The organism is Streptomyces sp. Z26 (assembly GCF_003665095.1).
Lineage (GTDB): Bacteria > Actinomycetota > Actinomycetes > Streptomycetales > Streptomycetaceae > Streptomyces > Streptomyces phytohabitans.
In genome coordinates, this window is the sequence record NZ_RCHV01000002.1 from 4,641,300 (window position 1) to 4,657,960 (window position 16,661).

Genomic DNA, 16,661 nt, shown 5'->3' on the forward strand with positions numbered 1-16,661 from the left:
TACGCGCGCCCCGTCCCGTACGCACCGGCCAACACCCCCGTACGCACGACCGCGCCCGCCGTGCGCGGGGCACGACGGGCGCGGTGACGCTGCCAGGGGTACGGCTAGGTGGTGTCCGGGGCTCAGCCCTCGGACGTCCCCGTCCCCGACTTGGGCCGGGACCGGCGCCGCCTGCGCGGCTTGCGCGCGGCCGACTCGTCGGACGGCGCGGACGCGTCGCCCTCCGCCGCGGGCGCCGCCTCGGCGGCCGCCTGCTGGCCGGTGCCGCCGCCGCCCGAGCGCGTACGCCGCCTGCGGCGCGGCGCGCGCGCCGGCGCCTCGCCGTCCGCCTGCGGACCGGCCGCTGCCTCGGCGGCCTGCCCCCCGGCGGTGTCCACGGCCGCGACCGCGTCACCCGGGGCGCCGTCCACGGACCTGCCACCGCGCGTACGGCGGCGCTCCCGCGGCGCACGCGTGCGCTTCGGCCGCTCCTCGGCGGCCTGCCGACGCCCGCGCGGCGCCCGCGAACCGGGCTCGCCCAGGTCCTCGACCTCCTCCGCCGACAGCCCGGCCCGGGTGCGCTCGGCGCGCGGCAGGATGCCCTTGGTGCCCGCGGGGATGCCCAGCGCCTCGTAGAAGTGCGGGGACGTGGAGTACGTCTCCTCCGGGTCGTTGAAGTCCAGCTCCAGCGCCTTGTTGATCAGCTGCCAGCGCGGGATGTCGTCCCAGTCGACCAGGGTGACGGCCGTGCCGTACCCGCCCGCGCGGCCCGTACGGCCGATGCGGTGCAGATACGCCTTCTCGTCCTCGGGCGTCTGGTAGTTGACGACGTGCGTCACGCCGGAGACGTCGATGCCGCGCGCGGCGACGTCCGTGCACACCAGCACGTCCACCTTGCCGTTGCGGAACGCGCGCAGCGCCTGCTCGCGCGCCCCCTGGCCGAGGTCGCCGTGCACGGCACCGGCCGCGAAGCCGCGCCGTACGAGCTGCTCGGCGGTGTCCGCCGCGGTCCGCTTCGTCCGGCAGAACACCATCACCAGGCCACGGCCGTCGGCCTGGAGGATGCGGGCGAGCATCTCGGCCTTGTCCATGTTGTGCGCGCGGAACACGTGCTGCGTGGTGTTCGCCACGGTCTGGCCCGCGTCGTCCGGCTCGGAGGCGCGGATGTGCGTGGGCTGGCTCATGTAGCGCCGGGCGAGCGAGATGACCTGACCCGGCATGGTGGCCGAGAACAGCATCGTCTGACGCTTCACCGGCAGCAGCTGGATGATCTTCTCGACGTCCGGCAGGAAGCCCAGGTCCAGCATCTCGTCGGCCTCGTCGAGGACCAGCGACCGGACGTGGGACAGGTCCAGCTTCCGCTGGCCCGCCAGGTCGAGCAGGCGGCCGGGGGTGCCGACGACGACGTCGACGCCCTTCTTCAACGCCTCGACCTGCGGCTCGTAGGCGCGGCCGCCGTAGATGGACAGCACGCGGACGTTGCGCACCTTGCCCGCGGTCTGGAGGTCGTTGGTCACCTGCTGGCACAGCTCACGCGTCGGTACGACGACGAGCGCCTGCGGGGCGTCGGTCATCCGGTCGGGTCCGGCGCGGCCGGACTCGACGTCGGCGGGCACGGTGACGGCCTCCAGCAGCGGCAGCCCGAAGCCCAGCGTCTTGCCGGTGCCGGTCTTGGCCTGGCCGATGACGTCGCTGCCCGCGAGTGCGACGGGGAGGGTCATCTCCTGGATGGGGAAGGGGACGGTGATGCCGACGGCTTCGAGGGCCTCGGCTGTCTCGGAAAGGATTCCGAGCTCTCGGAACGTGGTGGACAGGATGCTTGTCCTCTTCTGTGTGACGCGGAACGGGGCGTCGTAGGGGACCTGGTCCCCAGCGGAGCGAGGGCGGGTCGTACCGCACCGGACGGCGGATCGGCCTTCTCGGCCTCGGTCCGCCAGTCGGTGCGGGACCACAAGCTCTCGCTCTAGCGCCCGTATCGCGCGAGCGGCCCCTCGTTGCCGCGGTCCGTGCGGGGAGCACGGGCCCGGCGGAGGGCTTTCGGGTCGGAGCCGATCGGGCCACCGACCGGGCATCCGCATATGCGTGGAGCCCACCGACATCAGGTGGGCCGATATCACTGTACCCCGGATACGCGCATGTGTACCGGGGCGATTGTTGTGTACGAGTTCCGTGGGGCGGTCCGGCAGCCGGAACAGGGCCTCCCGACCCTGGTCGTGCGGGCTATCGTGCACGGCATGGAGACGTCTGACACAACCCCCGACACCGCGGCGGCAGCCGACGACGACAGCAGCGGCGAGACCGGCGGGATCGCCGCCCAGGACTGGGCGGAGGCGTCCGCCGACCCGCAGTACCGCGCCGCGGTCGTCGACCTGCTCGGCGCGCTGGCGTACGGCGAGCTGGCCGCCTTCGAGCGGCTGGCCGAGGACGCCAAGCTCGCGCCCTCGCTCGCCGACAAGGCGCAGCTGGCGTCGATGGCGTCCGCGGAGTTCCAGCACTTCGACCGGCTGCGCGAGCGGCTGGCGGACATCGACGAGGACCCGACGGAGGCCATGCGGCCGTTCGCGAAGCCGCTCGACGAGTTCCACCGCCAGACCGCGCCCTCGGACTGGCTGGAGGGTCTGATCAAGGCGTACGTGGGCGACTCGATCGCCTCGGACTTCTACCGCGAGGTGGCCGTACGGCTCGACAGCGACACCCGCGCGCTCGTCCTCGGCGTCCTCGACGACACGGGTCACTCCAGCTTCGCCGTCGAGAAGGTGCGCGCCGCGATCGAGGCCGACCCGCGGGTCGGCGGGCGGCTCGCCCTGTGGGCGCGGCGGCTGATGGGAGAGGCCCTGTCGCAGGCCCAGCGGGTGGTCGCGGACCGGGACGCGCTGTCGACGATGCTGGTCGGCGGCGTCGCGGACGGTTTCGACCTGGCGGAGGTCGGGCGGATGTTCTCGCGCATCACGGAGGCGCACACGAAGCGGATGGCGGCGCTGGGGCTGGCGGCGTGACGCACGGCCGGTGACGTAGGGGGCGCGGCGTACGGGTCGTGCCGTACGGCCGGTGACACGGGACCCGTGGCGTACGGCGTACGGGAGGCCGGACGCGGGACGGCCGCCGCGGGTGGCGGCGGCCGAGGGCGGGTCCGGTGGCGGGTCAGGGGACGCGGGGTCGGGGCGCGACCTCCGGTCGGAAGGTGACGGGCGGCCGCACGTTCCCCAGCAGCAGCGAGAGGATGGCCGCGCTCACGGCGGCGGCGACGGACAGGGTCACCAGCGAGTGCCCGGTGCCCAGCACGATCCGGGTGATCACGCCGCCGAGCAGCGCGGCGGCGGTCCCGGTGCCCAGGACCAGCACCCGGTCGGGGAGCCGCGACGGCAGCCAGCGGACGGCCGCGAGCGCGAGGACGAGTCCGAGGACGGCGGAGCCGAGCGCTTCCCAGAACACGGGGCCTCCCAGAGGTGGTGTCGTGCGGTCGCTCCCGTACTCCCCGGGTGAAGAGAATGTGAAACGGCGGCCGCGGTGAATTCTCGGGTGTGTGCCCGGGAGTTCACCGCGGCCGCCGTCGGCTGCGGCGCGCGCCCCGCGAACAGGGGCGCACGGCAGGTCAGATGGCGCCGAAGCCCACCTTGCGGGCGGCCTGCTCGCCGATCTCGACGTACGCCACGCGGTCGGACGGCACCAGGACCTTCCGTCCGCGCTCGTCCTCGAGGCAGAGCACGGTGCCGTTCTTGCCGAGCGCCGTCTCCACCGCGCTCCGCACCTCGTCGGCGGTCTGCCCGCTCTCGATGACGATCTCGCGGGGCGCGTGCTGCACGCCGATCTTGACCTCCACGGCTATGTCCCTCCGAACGGTCAGTTGGGTGCGCGGCCAGCCGCGCGGTACGCAGCACAGATTAGCCCGCCCGCGTACCGCGGCGGCGCACGAGGCCGCATGCCAACAGCGAACACGACGCCCGGTGCCGGGGCCCTGCGAGGCGGGCGCTACTGGAGCGGGAACTCCGCGATGCCCCGCCACGACAGCGACGCGATCAGCCGCGCCGCCGCGTCGCGCGGGATGCGCTGGCCCGCGCCGAGCCAGTACCGCGCGGTGATCTGGGCCATCCCGCACAGGCCCACCGCCAGCAGCATCGCCTGCTCGTCGGGGAGCTTGGTGTCCTCGCTGATGACCTCGCTGACGGCCTTGGCGCAGTCGAGGCTGACCCGGTCGACCCGCTCCCGTACGGCGGGCTCGTTCGTCAGGTCGGACTCGAAGACCAGCCGGAAGGCGCCGCCCTCGTCCTCGACGTACGCGAAGTACGCGTCCATGGTCGCGCCGACGCGCAGCTTGTTGTCCGTGGTGGACGCCAACGCCGCGCGCACCGCGGCCAGCAGCGACTCGCAGTGCTGGTCGAGGAGGGCGAGATAGAGGTCGAGCTTGCCGGGGAAGTGCTGGTACAGCACCGGCTTGCTGACCCCGGCCCGGTCCGCGATGTCGTCCATGGCCGCCGCGTGGTAGCCCTGCGCGACGAAGACCGCCTGGGCGGCGCCCAGCAGCTGGTTGCGCCGCGCCCTGCGCGGCAGGCGCGTGCCGCGCGGGCGCGCTTCTGCTGTCGGCTCGGTCGCTGTCACGCTCGCCTCCCGGTACTTCCCCGGCGGAACCGGGGGACGTTCATCCTGCGCGCCGCGCGCGCCGAACCGTCATCGTACTTTTCGGTAACAGCGCTGTGCGTCCCGCGGGCGGAGAATTTCACCGGCTGGACGGAGAGCCGGACCGAGTCGTGCCGCTTTAACGGTATTCGTCCTCGTTCACCTCCACCTCCCGCGCCTGCTCGGCGGCGTCCGCGGGGTCCGCCTCCTCGCCGCCACGGGCGGTCAGCGGTGCCTCCCGCTGTCGGAGCGCGTGCGTGCGCTGCTCCGTGGTGTCCGCTTCGGGGGCTTCGAGGGCGATCTCGCCCGGTCCGTCCTCGCCGCCGTCCTCGCCGTCCTCGAAGGTGTCGGGGTCGGTCGGGTCCACGTTCATGTCGATCCCCTTCCGGGCCGGAGCCCTTCGTACGAGCGTACGAGCGTCCTCCGGCCGTCGCCAGCAGGTCGCCGGTCGTACGAATTCCCCCTCCGTGCGGCCGAACACGTGAGCCCGTACGTGATCGTCTCGTAACATTGCCCCATGTCGTCGACCGAGCAGCCCGACATCCAGGCCGCGATGCCCCCCGCGGTCCCTCCCACCAGCAGCGCGCGCGTCGGAGACGGCGAGTCGCTGCGCGCCGTGCGGCTGCCCGGCCTCACGCTCGGAGTGCGGTCCCGCGTCCCGAGACGGGACGGCTTGCCGCCCGCGCTGTACGTGCACGGGCTCGGCGGCTCCTCGCAGAACTGGTCGCTCCTGATGGAGCTGCTCGACGACACCGTCGACGGCGAGGCCGTCGACCTGCCGGGCTTCGGCGACTCCCCGCCCGCCGACGACGGGGACTACTCGGTGACGGGCCACGCCCGCGCCGTCATCCGCTACCTGGAGGCCGCCGACCGCGGCCCCGTGCACCTGCTGGGCAACTCGATGGGCGGCGCCGTCTCCACCCGCGTCGCCGCCGTACGCCCCGACCTCGTCCGTACGCTCACCCTCGTCTCGCCCGCGCTGCCCGAACTGCGGCCGCAGCGTACGGCCGTGCCCACCGCGCTCCTCGCGGTACCCGGCGTCGCCGGGCTGTTCGGGCGCCTCACCAAGGGCTGGACGGCGGAACGCCGCACGCGTGAGGTACTGGCGCTCTGTTACGGCGACCCCGGACGGGTGACACCGGAGGGCTTCGCGTTGGCGGTCGAGGAGTACGAACGGCGGCTCACGCTCCCGTACTTCTGGGACTCGCTGGCCGGTTCGGCGCGCGGCATCGTCAACGCGTACACGATGGGCGGCCAGCACTCCCTCTGGCGGCAGGCCGAGCGGGTGCTCGCGCCGACGCTGCTGGTGTACGGAGGGCGCGACCTGCTGGTGTCCTACCGGATGGCGCGCCGGGCGAACGCGGCCTTCCGCGACTCGCGGTTGCTGACCCTGCCGGAGTCCGGACACGTGGCGATGATGGAGTATCCCGAAGTGGTCGCGGGCGCCTTCCGCGAACTGCTCACCGAGACCGGCCGCGCGCCGGACGGGACCGCCGTGAACTCCGAGACCCTGACGAGGGGTGCCTAGTGGGACGCCACAGCCGTAAGCGCCGCGGCGGGGACGCCGGGAGCCCCGACGCGCCCGAGGGTGCCGCCGCCGAGGTGCCGCGGCAGCCGCCGCCGTCGGCACGACCGCCCGGTGGGCGGGGCGCGCCCGGCGCCGACGCGACGGGGACGCCCGCGCACGGGACGTCGCTGTTCGGCGGCCCCGCGGCCGGGCCGGGGCCCGGTACGCCGCCGCGCGGTGTGCCCGGCGTCGGCCCCGCCACCCGTGGCGGGCACCCGCAGCACCGCGAACCGGGCGGCGGCTGGGGCGCGTCGGGCGCGGGCCAGGGCCCGCCCACCGGCGGCGTGCCGCGGGTGTCGCCGCTGCCCGGCCGGGGGACGCCGAACCGGCCGTCCGGGCCCCGGCAGGAGTACCTCGACGCGTTCGACGCCCTGGACGACACGGGCGAGAACGTCTTCGCGGCGGGCGCCCCGCAGCGGAAACCGCAGCCCCGGCGGCCGTCGCAGCCACAGAAGCAGTCGCAGCAGCAGCCACCGGCGCGGGCGGGGCGCGAGGAGCCGGACCCCGGCCCCCCGGAGTTCGAACCCCCGGAGCCCGGCCACCCGTTGGACGACTTCCCGGTGAAGCCCCTGGCCGTACGGGAGCGGCGCGCGCCCGACGGGGACCGGGACGACGAGGACCGCGGCCCGGAGCCGGGCCCGGGAAGGCGCCCGCCGGACGACGACGAGCCGTACGCGCCCCTGGCGGTGGTCGACACGGGCGGTGGGAAGCCCGCCCGCAAGCGCACGTTCGCGGGGGTGGGCGCCGCGGCCGTCGCGACGGTGCTCGCGGTCGTCGTGGGCGGGCAGATCGTCAGCGGCTCGCACGACCGTGACACCCGGGCCGCGAGCCGCGACGTCGACCGCGGCAGGGGCGACGACGCCTCCCGCTCCGACGCGCGCCCCGGCCCCGCGCAGGGGCCCGCGAAGCCCGAGGCGCCGCTCACGTACGACGACAAGCTGGCCGCGGTGCTGCCGCTGGACGGGAAGCTGAAGGGGCCGGGCGACTTCACGGCCGTACCGGGCCGTCAGACCGGCGCCGAGGGCGGCCCGGTGATGCGCTACCGGGTCGACGTGGAGAAGGAACTCCCGCTCGACGGCGAGCTGTTCGCGCAGGCCGTGCACACCACCCTGAACGACGAACGGAGTTGGGCGCACGACGACGCCCGCAGCTTCGAGCGCGTGTCCTCCGGGCGGGCCGACTTCGTCATCACCCTGGCCAGCCCCGGCACGACCGCCGAGTGGTGCGCCAAGTCCGGCCTGGACACCCGCGAGCAGAACGTCTCCTGCGACTCCGCCGCGACCAACCGAGTCATGATCAACGCCTACCGCTGGGCGCAGGGTGCGAAGACCTTCGGGGACAAGCTGATGGGCGAGTACCGGCAGATGCTCATCAACCACGAGGTGGGCCACCGCCTCGGGCACGACCACGTGGGCTGCGAGAAGCGGGGCGAGGCCGCGCCCGTGATGATGCAGCAGACCAAGACGCTGACGACGGACGGCCGGACGTGCCGCCCGAACGCCTGGCCGTTCCCGCACGCGTAGCGGGCCCGGCGCGTACGGCGTGCGCGGCGCGCTCGGTACGCGGGGCGCGCGCGGCCCCGTCGCGTCGGCCCGCGCGCGGGGCGTACGGGCGCTCCCCTCGGCGCGCGTCCGGCCTCTAGCCGCCCGGAACGCCTCACCGCAGGGAAAGTCACGACCGTTCACCCCTTCTGGTGGCGCGACGGACAACCGTCCATCACTGTCGGGCGTCAGCCGCATACCGTCGGTCGCATCACACCACTGCGGAGCCCCGTCAGTGGCATGGACGACGACGGACCGGGGGTGCGCCCGTGCGCGTGGCACTGCTGACGGAGGGTGGTTACCCGTCTGCGCGTGGTGAGTCGGTGCTCTGGTGCGACCGGCTGCTGCGGGGACTGGACAGCCACGAGTTCGAGCTGTACGCGCTGACCCGCAGCGCCCGCCAGGAGCGGGCCGGTTGGTGCGACCTGCCGCGGAACGTCGCGCGGGTGTCCGTCGCCCCCCTGTGGGGCGGTGCCCCCGCGGCGGAGCCCGGCGGCGGGCGCGGCCTGGAGGGGCGGCGCGAACGGCGCCTGTTCGAGGCGCACTTCGGCGAGCTGGCCGCGGCCGTCTGCGCCGTCGGCCCCGACGACGGCTCCACGGCCCTGGCGGACCGTTTCGCCTCCGGCCTGTACGGCCTCGCCTCCCTCGCCCGGCAGCACGGCGGACTCCCCGCCGCGCTCCGCTCCGAACGGGCCGTCCGCATCCTGGAGTCCGCCTGCCGCGCGCCCGGCGCGCTGCGCTCCGCGCAGTCCGCGAAGGTGCCCGACCTGCTGGCCGTCGTGGACCGGCTGGAGCGCGCGCTGCGCCCGCTGTCGCTGGACTGGTACGGCGAGCCGGACGGCGACAGCGGCCTCGCCGCCGCCGACCTCTGCCACGCCGTGGGCGGCGGCACCGCAGCCCTCGCGGGGCTGCTGGCGGCCCGCGCGTACGGCACGCCGCTGCTCGTCACCGAGTACGGCGTGCGGTTGCGCGAGCACTACCTGGCGAGCGCCGCGGACGCCGTCGCGCCGTCCGCCGCGGGCGCTCCCGTACGTGCCCTGCTGGCGTCGTTCCAGGCCCGGTTGGCCCGCGAGACGTACACGCGGGCACAGCTGATCACCCCCGGCAACGCGCACGCCCGCCGCTGGCAGGAGCGCTTCGGCGCGCGCCGCGAGCGGCTGCGCACCGTGTACCCGGGGATGGACGCCACCCCCTTCGCGGGGGTCGTCGAGGAGACCGCGGACGCGGCGGCGCGCGGCGCGGGCGGCGGGGGCGGCACGCTGGTCTGGGTGGGGCGGATCGCCCCGGCGAAGGACCTGGTGGCGCTGCTGCACGCGTTCGCCGAGGTGCGGAAGGCCGTGCCGCGCGCGCGGCTGCGCATCGTGGACACCTCCGGCGCGCACGAGGCGGCCGCGAACGAATACGCGGCGCACTGCCGGGAGTTGGCCGGCCAGCTCTTCCCCGGCGGCGTCGCGGACGCCCGCGCCGGCCGTACGGCGGACGAGGCGGCGCACCGTACGGCCGACGGGCCGCGTACGGGCGCGGCGGAGCGGGCGGCGGAGCGGGCGCGTACGGCGGCCGGGCGCGCGGGCGGGCAGGCGCGCCCCGAGGAGGCGCCGGTCGTGTTCGACGCGGTCGGCGGTCCGGGGGTGCCGACGCTGGCGGACGCGTACGCGTCGGCGGGCGTGGTCGTCCTGTCGAGCCTTGTCGAGGGGTTCCCCGTCTCCCTGGTGGAGGCCATGTTCTGCGCGCGGGCGACGGTCTCGACGGACGCCGGAGCGGTGTGCGAGGTGATCGGCGGTACGGGGCTGGTCGTGCCGCAGCGCGATCCGCGCGCGCTGGCGGAGGCGTGCGTCGCGCTGCTGCGCGACCCCGCGCGCCGCGCGCGCCTGGGGGCGGCGGCCCGCGCGCGGGCGCTCGAACTCTTCACCGCCGAGCAGAACATCGAGGCGTTCCGCGCCATCTACCTGGAGCTGATGTCGCACTGCCCCGTGCGCCGCGACACCGCCGACGCGACCGGCGAGGACGGCACCCGCCACCCGCTGCCCTTCGCCCGCCCGGCCGAGGCGCACCTGCCCGGCCGCTGGGCGGGCACCACGCGCCCGCCCACGGGTGCCTCCGGCGGCCCCGCCGGGCACCACGCCGGGGGCCAGCGGCCGCCCGCGCGCACCGAACCGCAGCCGGGCGCCCCCCGCCCCGGCACCCCACCCACCTGGGCACGCCGTACGGGGCGCGCCGACGCCGTACGAGGCGCCGCGCCGCCGCGGGTGTCCGCCCGGCACGGAAAGGAGGACCCCAAGTGACCCCCCACGCACCTGGTTTCCCGCCCCCGCCCCCACCGCGGTCCGCCGAGTCCGCCGCGCCCGCCTCCGGTCCGCCTGTGGGGGGCGGCACGGAGGACGTCGGCGCGGCGGGCCCGACGGGCGACGCAGGCGGGTGGCGCGCGGGCCCGGAGGGCGCCCCCGCCCCCGCCCCCGACGCCGGGCCGCACGCGGACGGCGAGCGGCCCGGCGGGCCCGGTCCGGCGGCGTCGGCGCCGGTCAACCCCGGCGCCTGGGACGCCCGTTCGTGGGTGCTCCTGGACGGGCCCGAGCCGGAGCCGGGGCCGTTCGCGGCGCCCGCCGCGCCCGCGCCGCAGCCGTACGGCGAGCCGCCGCGCGTCCACGGCGTCGTGGGCGGTCGTGTGCCGCCCCGTACTGCCGGGGACGCGACGCACGTCCCCGTCCGTACGGCGCCCGCGGCGGACGGTCCGCCTCCGGCGGACGCGCCGACGCCGGACGCGCCGCGGGTCGTCTGGCCCGAGGCGGGGCAGGCCGACGACGTGGCGCCGCTGGACGCCGCGCGGGTGCCCGCCGTGGAGCAGACCGGGGTGACGAAGGGGCCGCGCCGCGACCGGCCCGTCGTGCCGGTGCCGTCCGCCGCGCCCCCGTCCGTGGCGGCCGACCCGCGCCCGGCGGACGGGCCGCCCGCCGAGGACGCCGTACGCCCGGACGCGCCCGGCGCGCACGACGAGCCGCACGTCCCCGACGACCCTGCCCCCGACGCCCCCGCCCCCGCCCCCGAGCCGCAGGCGCCCGACGGGTCGGGTCGCGACCCGCGCGGGCGGGTGTCCGCCGACCCGGTGCGCGCGCTGATGCGGCAGTACCGCGAGCTGTGCGAACGGGCCGTCGACCCGCTGGAGATCGCCGCCGGGCTGGAGGCGCGCGGCGTCACGGACCGTACGGCGGCCCGCTTCCGGCACCGCGACGTCTTCTCGCTCGCCGAGGAGCTGTACGCGCGCGTGCCCCACGCGGAGAGCACCGACGGCACCGACCACCCCGACGGCGAGGGCGGCGGCACCTCCGCCGGGCCCGCCACCCGCGCCCGCACCCGTACCGGCCGCGCCGCCCGCACCCGTACCGCCCGGCGCCGTACGGCCGCACCGTCCGCGCCCTCCGTACCCGCCGCGCGCGCGGCGGGCCGTCCGCCGCTGCGCCGCCGCGTCGCCGCCGCGCTCCGGCGGGCCGCCCTCCGGGTCGCCGTGCCGCTGCTGCCCGGGGTGTTGTGCTGCGCCGCGTTCGCGGCGCTCGCGCGCCCGGACCTGCCGGGCCCGGCCCGCCAGGGCGTCGCCGTACTGGGCACTGTCGCGGTGCTCGCCGCCCTGTGGTGGGCCGTACGGCCGCTCCTGCGCGACGCCGCGCACGCGTCCCCCGTACGGCACGGGCACGCGTACGCCCACGAGGACGGGCACGTGCACGGCGAGCCGCCCCGGACCCCGCTCCCCGTCGTGCCCGCACTCGCCCTCTGCGCGCTCCTCGGCTACGCCCTGCGCGGCGACTGGCTCCTGGCCGAACTCCTCGCGGGCGGCCCGCACCCCGGTGACGCGGCGCCCGCCGGAACGCGCCGGTCCGTGCCGATCGCCCTCGCGTGCGCCGTGGCGCCCGCCGTCTGGTGCGCGCGGTGGTTCGCGGCGCGCGCCCGGCGGCGGTTGGCGCGCAGCCGTACCCTCGCCGAGTTCGCGTCGGGGGTACGCCCGCTGCTCGCGGTCGCGGTCGCGGTGTTCGCGGCGCTGCTGCTCGCCGTGGAGTGCGCGGCGGGGCTCGTGGCGGACGGCGCGCTCCCACCCGCCGGTACGCAGGCCGCCACGGCCGCGCTCGGCGTGCTGCTGTTCGTCGCGCTGCTGCTCGCCGTGCACGGCTTCGCGCGCGCCGCCGTGGTCGGTACGGGCGCGGCCTGCGCGCTGGAGGCGCTGGCCCTGGGCGCCGTGCTCGCCGCCCGGCTGCCCGGCGCCGAGGCGCTGGACGTGCCGGTGGCGCGCACGGCGGGGGAGTGGGGGCCGTCCGCCGTGCCCGCCCTGCTCTGCGCCGCCGTCGCGCTCGCGCTGCTGGCGTACGCCGCCCGCGTGCTGACCGGCGCGTCCGCGCACCACGTACCGGCCGCGCACCCCGTACCGCGGGCGCACCCCGTACCGGCCGCGCCGCAGGGCCCGCCCGCGCACCCGACCCCGTTCGCGTACGACGGGACGGCCGCCCCCTGACCGCCGTCCCCGACACCCACCCCACGTCCCCCTTCCGCCCCGCCCGTCCCCGAACAGGCCCGTCCCGCACCACCGTTCGACCCACCGCCTGAGGAGCACACGCCCGATGACCGCTGAGCCGTCGCGGAGCGCGCAGGCCGCGCACCCGCCGTACCGCACCGCCGTTCCCGCCCACCCCCACCAGGAGGCCGCGCGATGAGAGTGCTGCTCCTCGGCGCCCACGGATACCTCGGCCGCTTCGTCGCCGACCGGCTGCTGGCCGACCCCGCCGTGACGCTCACCGCCCTGGGCCGGAGCGACGACTCCGACGTGCGGTTCGACCTGTCCACGGGCAGTCCCGGGGCGCTCACCCGGTTCCTCGACGCCGTGCACCCGGGCGTCGTCGTCAACTGCGCGGGCACCACCCGCGGCAGCGCCCGCGACCTCACCCGGCACAACACCGTCAGCGCGGCCACCGTCTGCGAGGCGCTGCGCCGCAGCGGCTGCGGGGCGCGGCTGGTGCACACGGGCTGCGCCTCCGAGTACGGCCCGTCGCCCGCCGGTTCGTCCACCGCGGAGGACTCGATGCCGCGCCCCGGCGGCCCGTACGGCGTGAGCAAGCTCGCCGCCACCGAACTGGTGCTGGGCTCCGGCCTGGACGCGGTGGTGCTGCGGGTGTTCTCGCCGGTCGGGCCCGGCACGCCCGCCGGTTCGCCGCTGGGCAGGCTCGCGGAGGCGATGCGGCGCGCGATCCAGCAGGGCGACAGCGAGCTGAAGCTGCCGGGCCTCGGCGTGCAGCGGGACTTCGTCGACGTACGGGACGTCGCGCGCGCGGTGCACGCCGCGTCCCTGTCGGCCGCGCAGGGGGTCGTCAACATCGGCACCGGCCGCTCCGTACGCCTCCGCGACGCCGCCTCCGTACTGGCCCGCGTCTCCGGCTACACCGGCGCCGTCCACGAACTGGACACGCAGGCGGCGGGCCTCACCGGCGGGGGTGGCGCCTACCCGTACCCGGACGGCTGCGGCAGCTGGCAGCAGGCGGACGTGCGCACCGCGCGCGACCGGCTCGGCTGGCGGCCCCGTATCGCGCTGGAGGAGTCGCTGGCCGACATCTGGATGGAGGCGGCGTGCCGCATGTGACGAAGCCGGGGTGCGCGCGCCCCGCGAGCGGCACGGAGGGCCGGCTCGGCCTCGGCGTCCCCGGCTACGCGCACCCGCTGCTGGCCCCGCTGGAGTGGGCCGAGCTGGCCCGCCCGGCGGCGCCGCTGCACTGGGCGGTGCTGGACGTGGCCCGCGGGCCCGGCGGCGGCCCCGACCCGGCCTGCCGGGAGGCGGCCGACCGGCTGCGCGCGCGGGGCCGCCCCGTCCTGGGGAACCTGGAACTGCGCGACGGCGCGCGCCCGTTCGGGGAACTGGTGTCGGACGCGCACCGCTTTCTCGACTGGTACGGGGTGGACGGCTTCTACCTGGCGCACTGCCCGTGCGCCCCCGCGCAGCTGGACGAGACGCGGCGCACGGCGACCACCCTGCGCGCCCTGAGCGACGACGGCCCGCTGGTCTTCGGGCACGGGCGGCACCCGTACCCGGGCTACGCCGACTGCGCCGACCAGCTGGTGACCTTCGCGGGCGGCTGGCCCGACTACCGCTGGTCGCAGGCGCCGGAGTGGACCGCCGCACTCCCGCCGGAGCGCTTCTGCCACCTCGTGCACGGGGTGTCCCGCACGCACCTGGACGAGGCGCTGCGCATCGCGCGTTGGCAGGGGGCGGGGACGGTGTGGTTCACGGACCGTTCCGCGGCGCGGGGCGCGGACCCGTGGGAGGGGCTGCCCGGCTACTGGGACGAAATCATCTCGCGCCTCGGACCAGGTGTCTCGGAATGAAAGAGCACGTGGCAGTGTTGAGCGAACACCCGAACGTCACCGACCACCCTTGTTGAGGTCTTCGTGTCGCTGCCACCCCTGGTCGAGCCGGCTCCCGAGCTCACCGTCGACGAGGTCCGCAGGTACTCCCGCCACCTGATCATCCCCGACGTCGGGATGGACGGGCAGAAGCGGCTCAAGAACGCCAAGGTGCTCTGCGTGGGCGCGGGCGGCCTGGGCTCGCCCGCGCTGATGTACATGGCGGCGGCGGGCATCGGGACGCTCGGCATCGTGGAGTTCGACGAGGTCGACGAGTCGAACCTGCAACGCCAGATCATCCACAGCCAGGCCGACATCGGCCGGTCGAAGGCGGCGTCCGCGAAGGACACGGTGCTCGGCATCAACCCGTACGTGGACGTGCGGCTGCACGAGGAGCGGCTCGACTCGTCGAACGTGCTGGACCTCTTCGCGCAGTACGACCTGATCGTCGACGGCACGGACAACTTCGCCACCCGCTACCTGGTCAACGACGCCTGCGTGCTGCTCGGCAAGCCGTACGTCTGGGGCTCCATCTACCGCTTCGACGGGCAGGCGTCCGTCTTCTGGAGCGAGCACGGCCCCTGCTACCGCTGCCTCTACCCCGAGCCCCCGCCCCCCGGCATGGTGCCCAGCTGCGCCGAGGGCGGCGTGCTCGGCGTGCTCTGCGCGTCCATCGGCTCGATCCAGGTCAACGAGGCCATCAAGGTCCTCGCGGGCATCGGTGACCCGCTGGTCGGCCGCCTGATGATCTACGACGCGCTGGAGATGACGTACCGGCAGGTCAAGGTCCGCAAGGACCCGGACTGCGCGATCTGCGGCGAGAACCCGACGGTCACCGAACTGATCGACTACGAGGCGTTCTGCGGCGTCGTCAGCGACGAGGCGCAGGAGGCCGCGGCCGGGTCCACGATCACTCCGAAGCAGCTCAAGGAGTGGATGGACGACGGCGAGGCCATCGACGTGATCGACGTGCGCGAGCCCAACGAGTACGAGATCGTCTCCATCCCCGGCGCCCGCCTGATCCCCAAGGACGGCTTCCTGATGGGCGACGCCCTCGGCGACCTGCCGCAGGACAAGCGGATCGTCCTGCACTGCAAGACGGGTGTCCGGTCCGCGGAAGTCCTCGCGGTGCTGAAGAACGCGGGCTTCTCGGACGCGGTGCACGTCGGCGGCGGCGTCATCGGCTGGGTGCACCAGATCGAGCCGGACAAGCCCGTCTACTGACCGGCTGATGGGCGGGCCTGCGGCGACTGCCGCAGGCCCGCTTTTTCGTGGGGGAGTGCCGCCGTCGTCGGTCGTTGTCGGCCGTCCGTGGCCCTCGTCGCACGGCCCACAGACGGCCCGGCTCGGTGGCGGCTCGTACGAGTGGGTGCGTGATGTGCGGGTGAGGCGTTCGGTTCGATCGAGGACCGCTGTTCGGCTTTGGGCGGTGCGGTCGGAGGCGAGGCCGGCGAGGGCGCGCGGCGGTCGTGTTGCCACTGCTCGGCTCTGCCGGGCCGTGCTCCCGGCCGCGGTCTTCTGGGTGGTGTGTGCGCTTGCCCACGGTGGTCACGGCTCGGCCCCGTCCGTCATCGTCCGCAGACGCAGGCCGGAAGGGTCGGGGACCGCGCACCCCCGTTCGGCGAGGAGCGTGCGTACTTCTGCGATCGCGCGGGTGAGGGTGGAGCGATCCACGCCGAACAGCGGGCCGAGCACCGCGTGCGGCAGGTCGTGCCGCAGATGGATCTCCGAGCCCCCTCCCCCGCACGGGTCCGGGCCGCGGTTCGAGGACGGCTGGGTCGCCGGGCTCCGTGACGTCGCCTGTCCTCGTCGGATGGCTCGCCCGGTGTCAGCGGGTTGCCACGGCCGCCAGGTCGAAGGTGCGCGGGGGGCCGGCGAGGGCCGCCTTGGCCTCGGCGCCGAGACTGTCGAGGATCTCGACCTCTCCTGCTTCGACGCCGTCCAGCGCGAGGCGCGCGAGGGCGGCCGGGTCGTTCATCACCTCGGCGGAGAACGTCAGTCCGGTGTCCTTCATGGCCTCGCGCAGCGTCGCGGTGCCGATGAGCCCGGGGACCAGTGCGGAGACGAGAGTCCCCTGGCCCGCCAACTCCAGCCGCACGCCGTTGGTCAGGCCCCACTGGGCGGACTTGGCGGCGGCCAGGGCGGTGTTCGCCTCGACGCTGGTCCAGGCCGTGAGCGACAGGACGTTGAGGATGGCGCCGCCGCCGTTCCTGGCCAGGACGGGAGCGAAGGCCCGGATCATGTCGAGGGTGCCGAAGAAATGGGTGTCGATCATCTGCCCGATCGCGGCGCGGTCACCGTTCATCAGGCTTGCCACGGCCGTGGAGGCGCCGTTGTTGATCAGGAGGTCGACGTCGGCGGCGGTCCGGCTGACGGCGTCGATGGAGTCTTGGTCGGTGATGTCGAGCGGCAGTACTCGGGCGCCGGGGACGTCGACGAGTTCCGGGCGGCGGGCGGTCGCGTAGACCTTGGCGCCGCGCCGCAGCAGTTCCTCGGTCAGATGGCGACCGAACCCCCGGTTCGCACCGGTGACGAGAGCAGTGGCGCCGTGGATGTGCATGGAAGATCCACTCGATTCTGTCGGGGTG

General features: G+C 75.7%; 15 protein-coding genes. 8 read left to right on the forward strand and 7 right to left on the reverse strand.

Going from position 1 to position 16,661, the window contains the following annotated elements; all coding sequences use genetic code 11:
* Window positions 1-122 precede the first annotated feature (122 nt).
* Entirely contained in the window at window positions 123-1,700 is a 1,578-nt protein-coding gene (locus D7M15_RS20240) for a DEAD/DEAH box helicase (RefSeq protein ID WP_346428818.1), read from the reverse strand.
* Window positions 1,701-2,213: 513 nt separating this feature from the next.
* Here D7M15_RS20240 and D7M15_RS20245 point away from each other — a divergent pair.
* A complete protein-coding gene (locus D7M15_RS20245) occupies window positions 2,214-2,975 on the forward strand; it encodes a ferritin-like fold-containing protein (protein WP_121521101.1) in 762 nt (253 codons plus the stop codon).
* A gap of 145 nt (window positions 2,976-3,120) precedes the next feature.
* On the opposite strand, the gene D7M15_RS20250 is transcribed toward D7M15_RS20245, so the two are convergent.
* The 4 genes from D7M15_RS20250 to D7M15_RS20265 form a co-directional block, all read right to left on the reverse strand.
* Window positions 3,121-3,411 (reverse strand): hypothetical protein, encoded by a 291-nt coding sequence (locus D7M15_RS20250; RefSeq protein WP_121518807.1) that lies wholly within the window; start codon window positions 3,409-3,411, stop codon window positions 3,121-3,123.
* A gap of 160 nt (window positions 3,412-3,571) precedes the next feature.
* Window positions 3,572-3,799 (reverse strand): DUF3107 domain-containing protein, encoded by a 228-nt coding sequence (locus D7M15_RS20255; RefSeq protein ID WP_206337394.1) that lies wholly within the window; start codon window positions 3,797-3,799, stop codon window positions 3,572-3,574.
* A gap of 149 nt (window positions 3,800-3,948) precedes the next feature.
* Window positions 3,949-4,575 (reverse strand): TetR/AcrR family transcriptional regulator, encoded by a 627-nt coding sequence (locus tag D7M15_RS20260; RefSeq protein WP_121518808.1) that lies wholly within the window; start codon window positions 4,573-4,575, stop codon window positions 3,949-3,951.
* 157 nt (window positions 4,576-4,732) lie between these two features.
* On the reverse strand, window positions 4,733-4,966 hold the full coding sequence (locus D7M15_RS20265) for a hypothetical protein (protein ID WP_121518809.1): 234 nt from the start codon (window positions 4,964-4,966) through the stop codon (window positions 4,733-4,735).
* A gap of 144 nt (window positions 4,967-5,110) precedes the next feature.
* Here D7M15_RS20265 and D7M15_RS20270 point away from each other — a divergent pair, with 144 nt between their 5' ends.
* The 7 genes from D7M15_RS20270 (at window position 5,111) to moeZ (ending at window position 15,297) form a co-directional block, all read left to right on the forward strand.
* A complete protein-coding gene (locus D7M15_RS20270) occupies window positions 5,111-6,121 on the forward strand; it encodes an alpha/beta hydrolase (protein ID WP_121518810.1) in 1,011 nt (336 codons plus the stop codon).
* The gene (locus D7M15_RS20275) at window positions 6,121-7,683 is read left to right on the forward strand and encodes a DUF3152 domain-containing protein (RefSeq protein WP_121518811.1); all 1,563 of its coding nucleotides are present in this window, start codon (window positions 6,121-6,123) and stop codon (window positions 7,681-7,683) included. The genes D7M15_RS20270 and D7M15_RS20275 overlap by 1 nt, the downstream gene beginning before the upstream one ends.
* 287 nt (window positions 7,684-7,970) lie before the next feature.
* Complete coding sequence (locus tag D7M15_RS20280; RefSeq protein ID WP_121518812.1) at window positions 7,971-9,983, forward strand: DUF3492 domain-containing protein; 2,013 nt, start codon at window positions 7,971-7,973, stop codon at window positions 9,981-9,983.
* Window positions 9,984-10,060: 77 nt separating this feature from the next.
* Window positions 10,061-12,196, forward strand: coding sequence for a hypothetical protein (locus tag D7M15_RS20285; RefSeq protein WP_121518813.1), 2,136 nt, complete (start codon window positions 10,061-10,063; stop codon window positions 12,194-12,196).
* A gap of 195 nt (window positions 12,197-12,391) precedes the next feature.
* Window positions 12,392-13,315: an NAD-dependent epimerase/dehydratase family protein gene (locus tag D7M15_RS20290; protein ID WP_121518814.1), complete on the forward strand. Its 924-nt coding sequence runs from the start codon at window positions 12,392-12,394 to the stop codon at window positions 13,313-13,315.
* On the forward strand, window positions 13,303-14,055 hold the full coding sequence (locus D7M15_RS20295) for a spherulation-specific family 4 protein (RefSeq protein WP_121518815.1): 753 nt from the start codon (window positions 13,303-13,305) through the stop codon (window positions 14,053-14,055). Before D7M15_RS20290 ends, D7M15_RS20295 begins: the two co-directional genes overlap by 13 nt.
* 63 nt (window positions 14,056-14,118) lie before the next feature.
* On the forward strand, window positions 14,119-15,297 hold the full coding sequence (moeZ, locus tag D7M15_RS20300; RefSeq protein WP_121518816.1) for an adenylyltransferase/sulfurtransferase MoeZ: 1,179 nt from the start codon (window positions 14,119-14,121) through the stop codon (window positions 15,295-15,297).
* A 324-nt stretch (window positions 15,298-15,621) separates the two neighbouring features.
* Here the strand turns inward: moeZ and D7M15_RS29550 are convergent, their stop codons facing one another.
* Window positions 15,622-15,768, reverse strand: coding sequence for a hypothetical protein (locus tag D7M15_RS29550; protein WP_346428819.1), 147 nt, complete (start codon window positions 15,766-15,768; stop codon window positions 15,622-15,624).
* Between the two features lie 133 nt (window positions 15,769-15,901).
* Window positions 15,902-16,633, reverse strand: coding sequence for an SDR family NAD(P)-dependent oxidoreductase (locus D7M15_RS20310; protein WP_121518817.1), 732 nt, complete (start codon window positions 16,631-16,633; stop codon window positions 15,902-15,904).
* Window positions 16,634-16,661 lie beyond the last annotated feature (28 nt).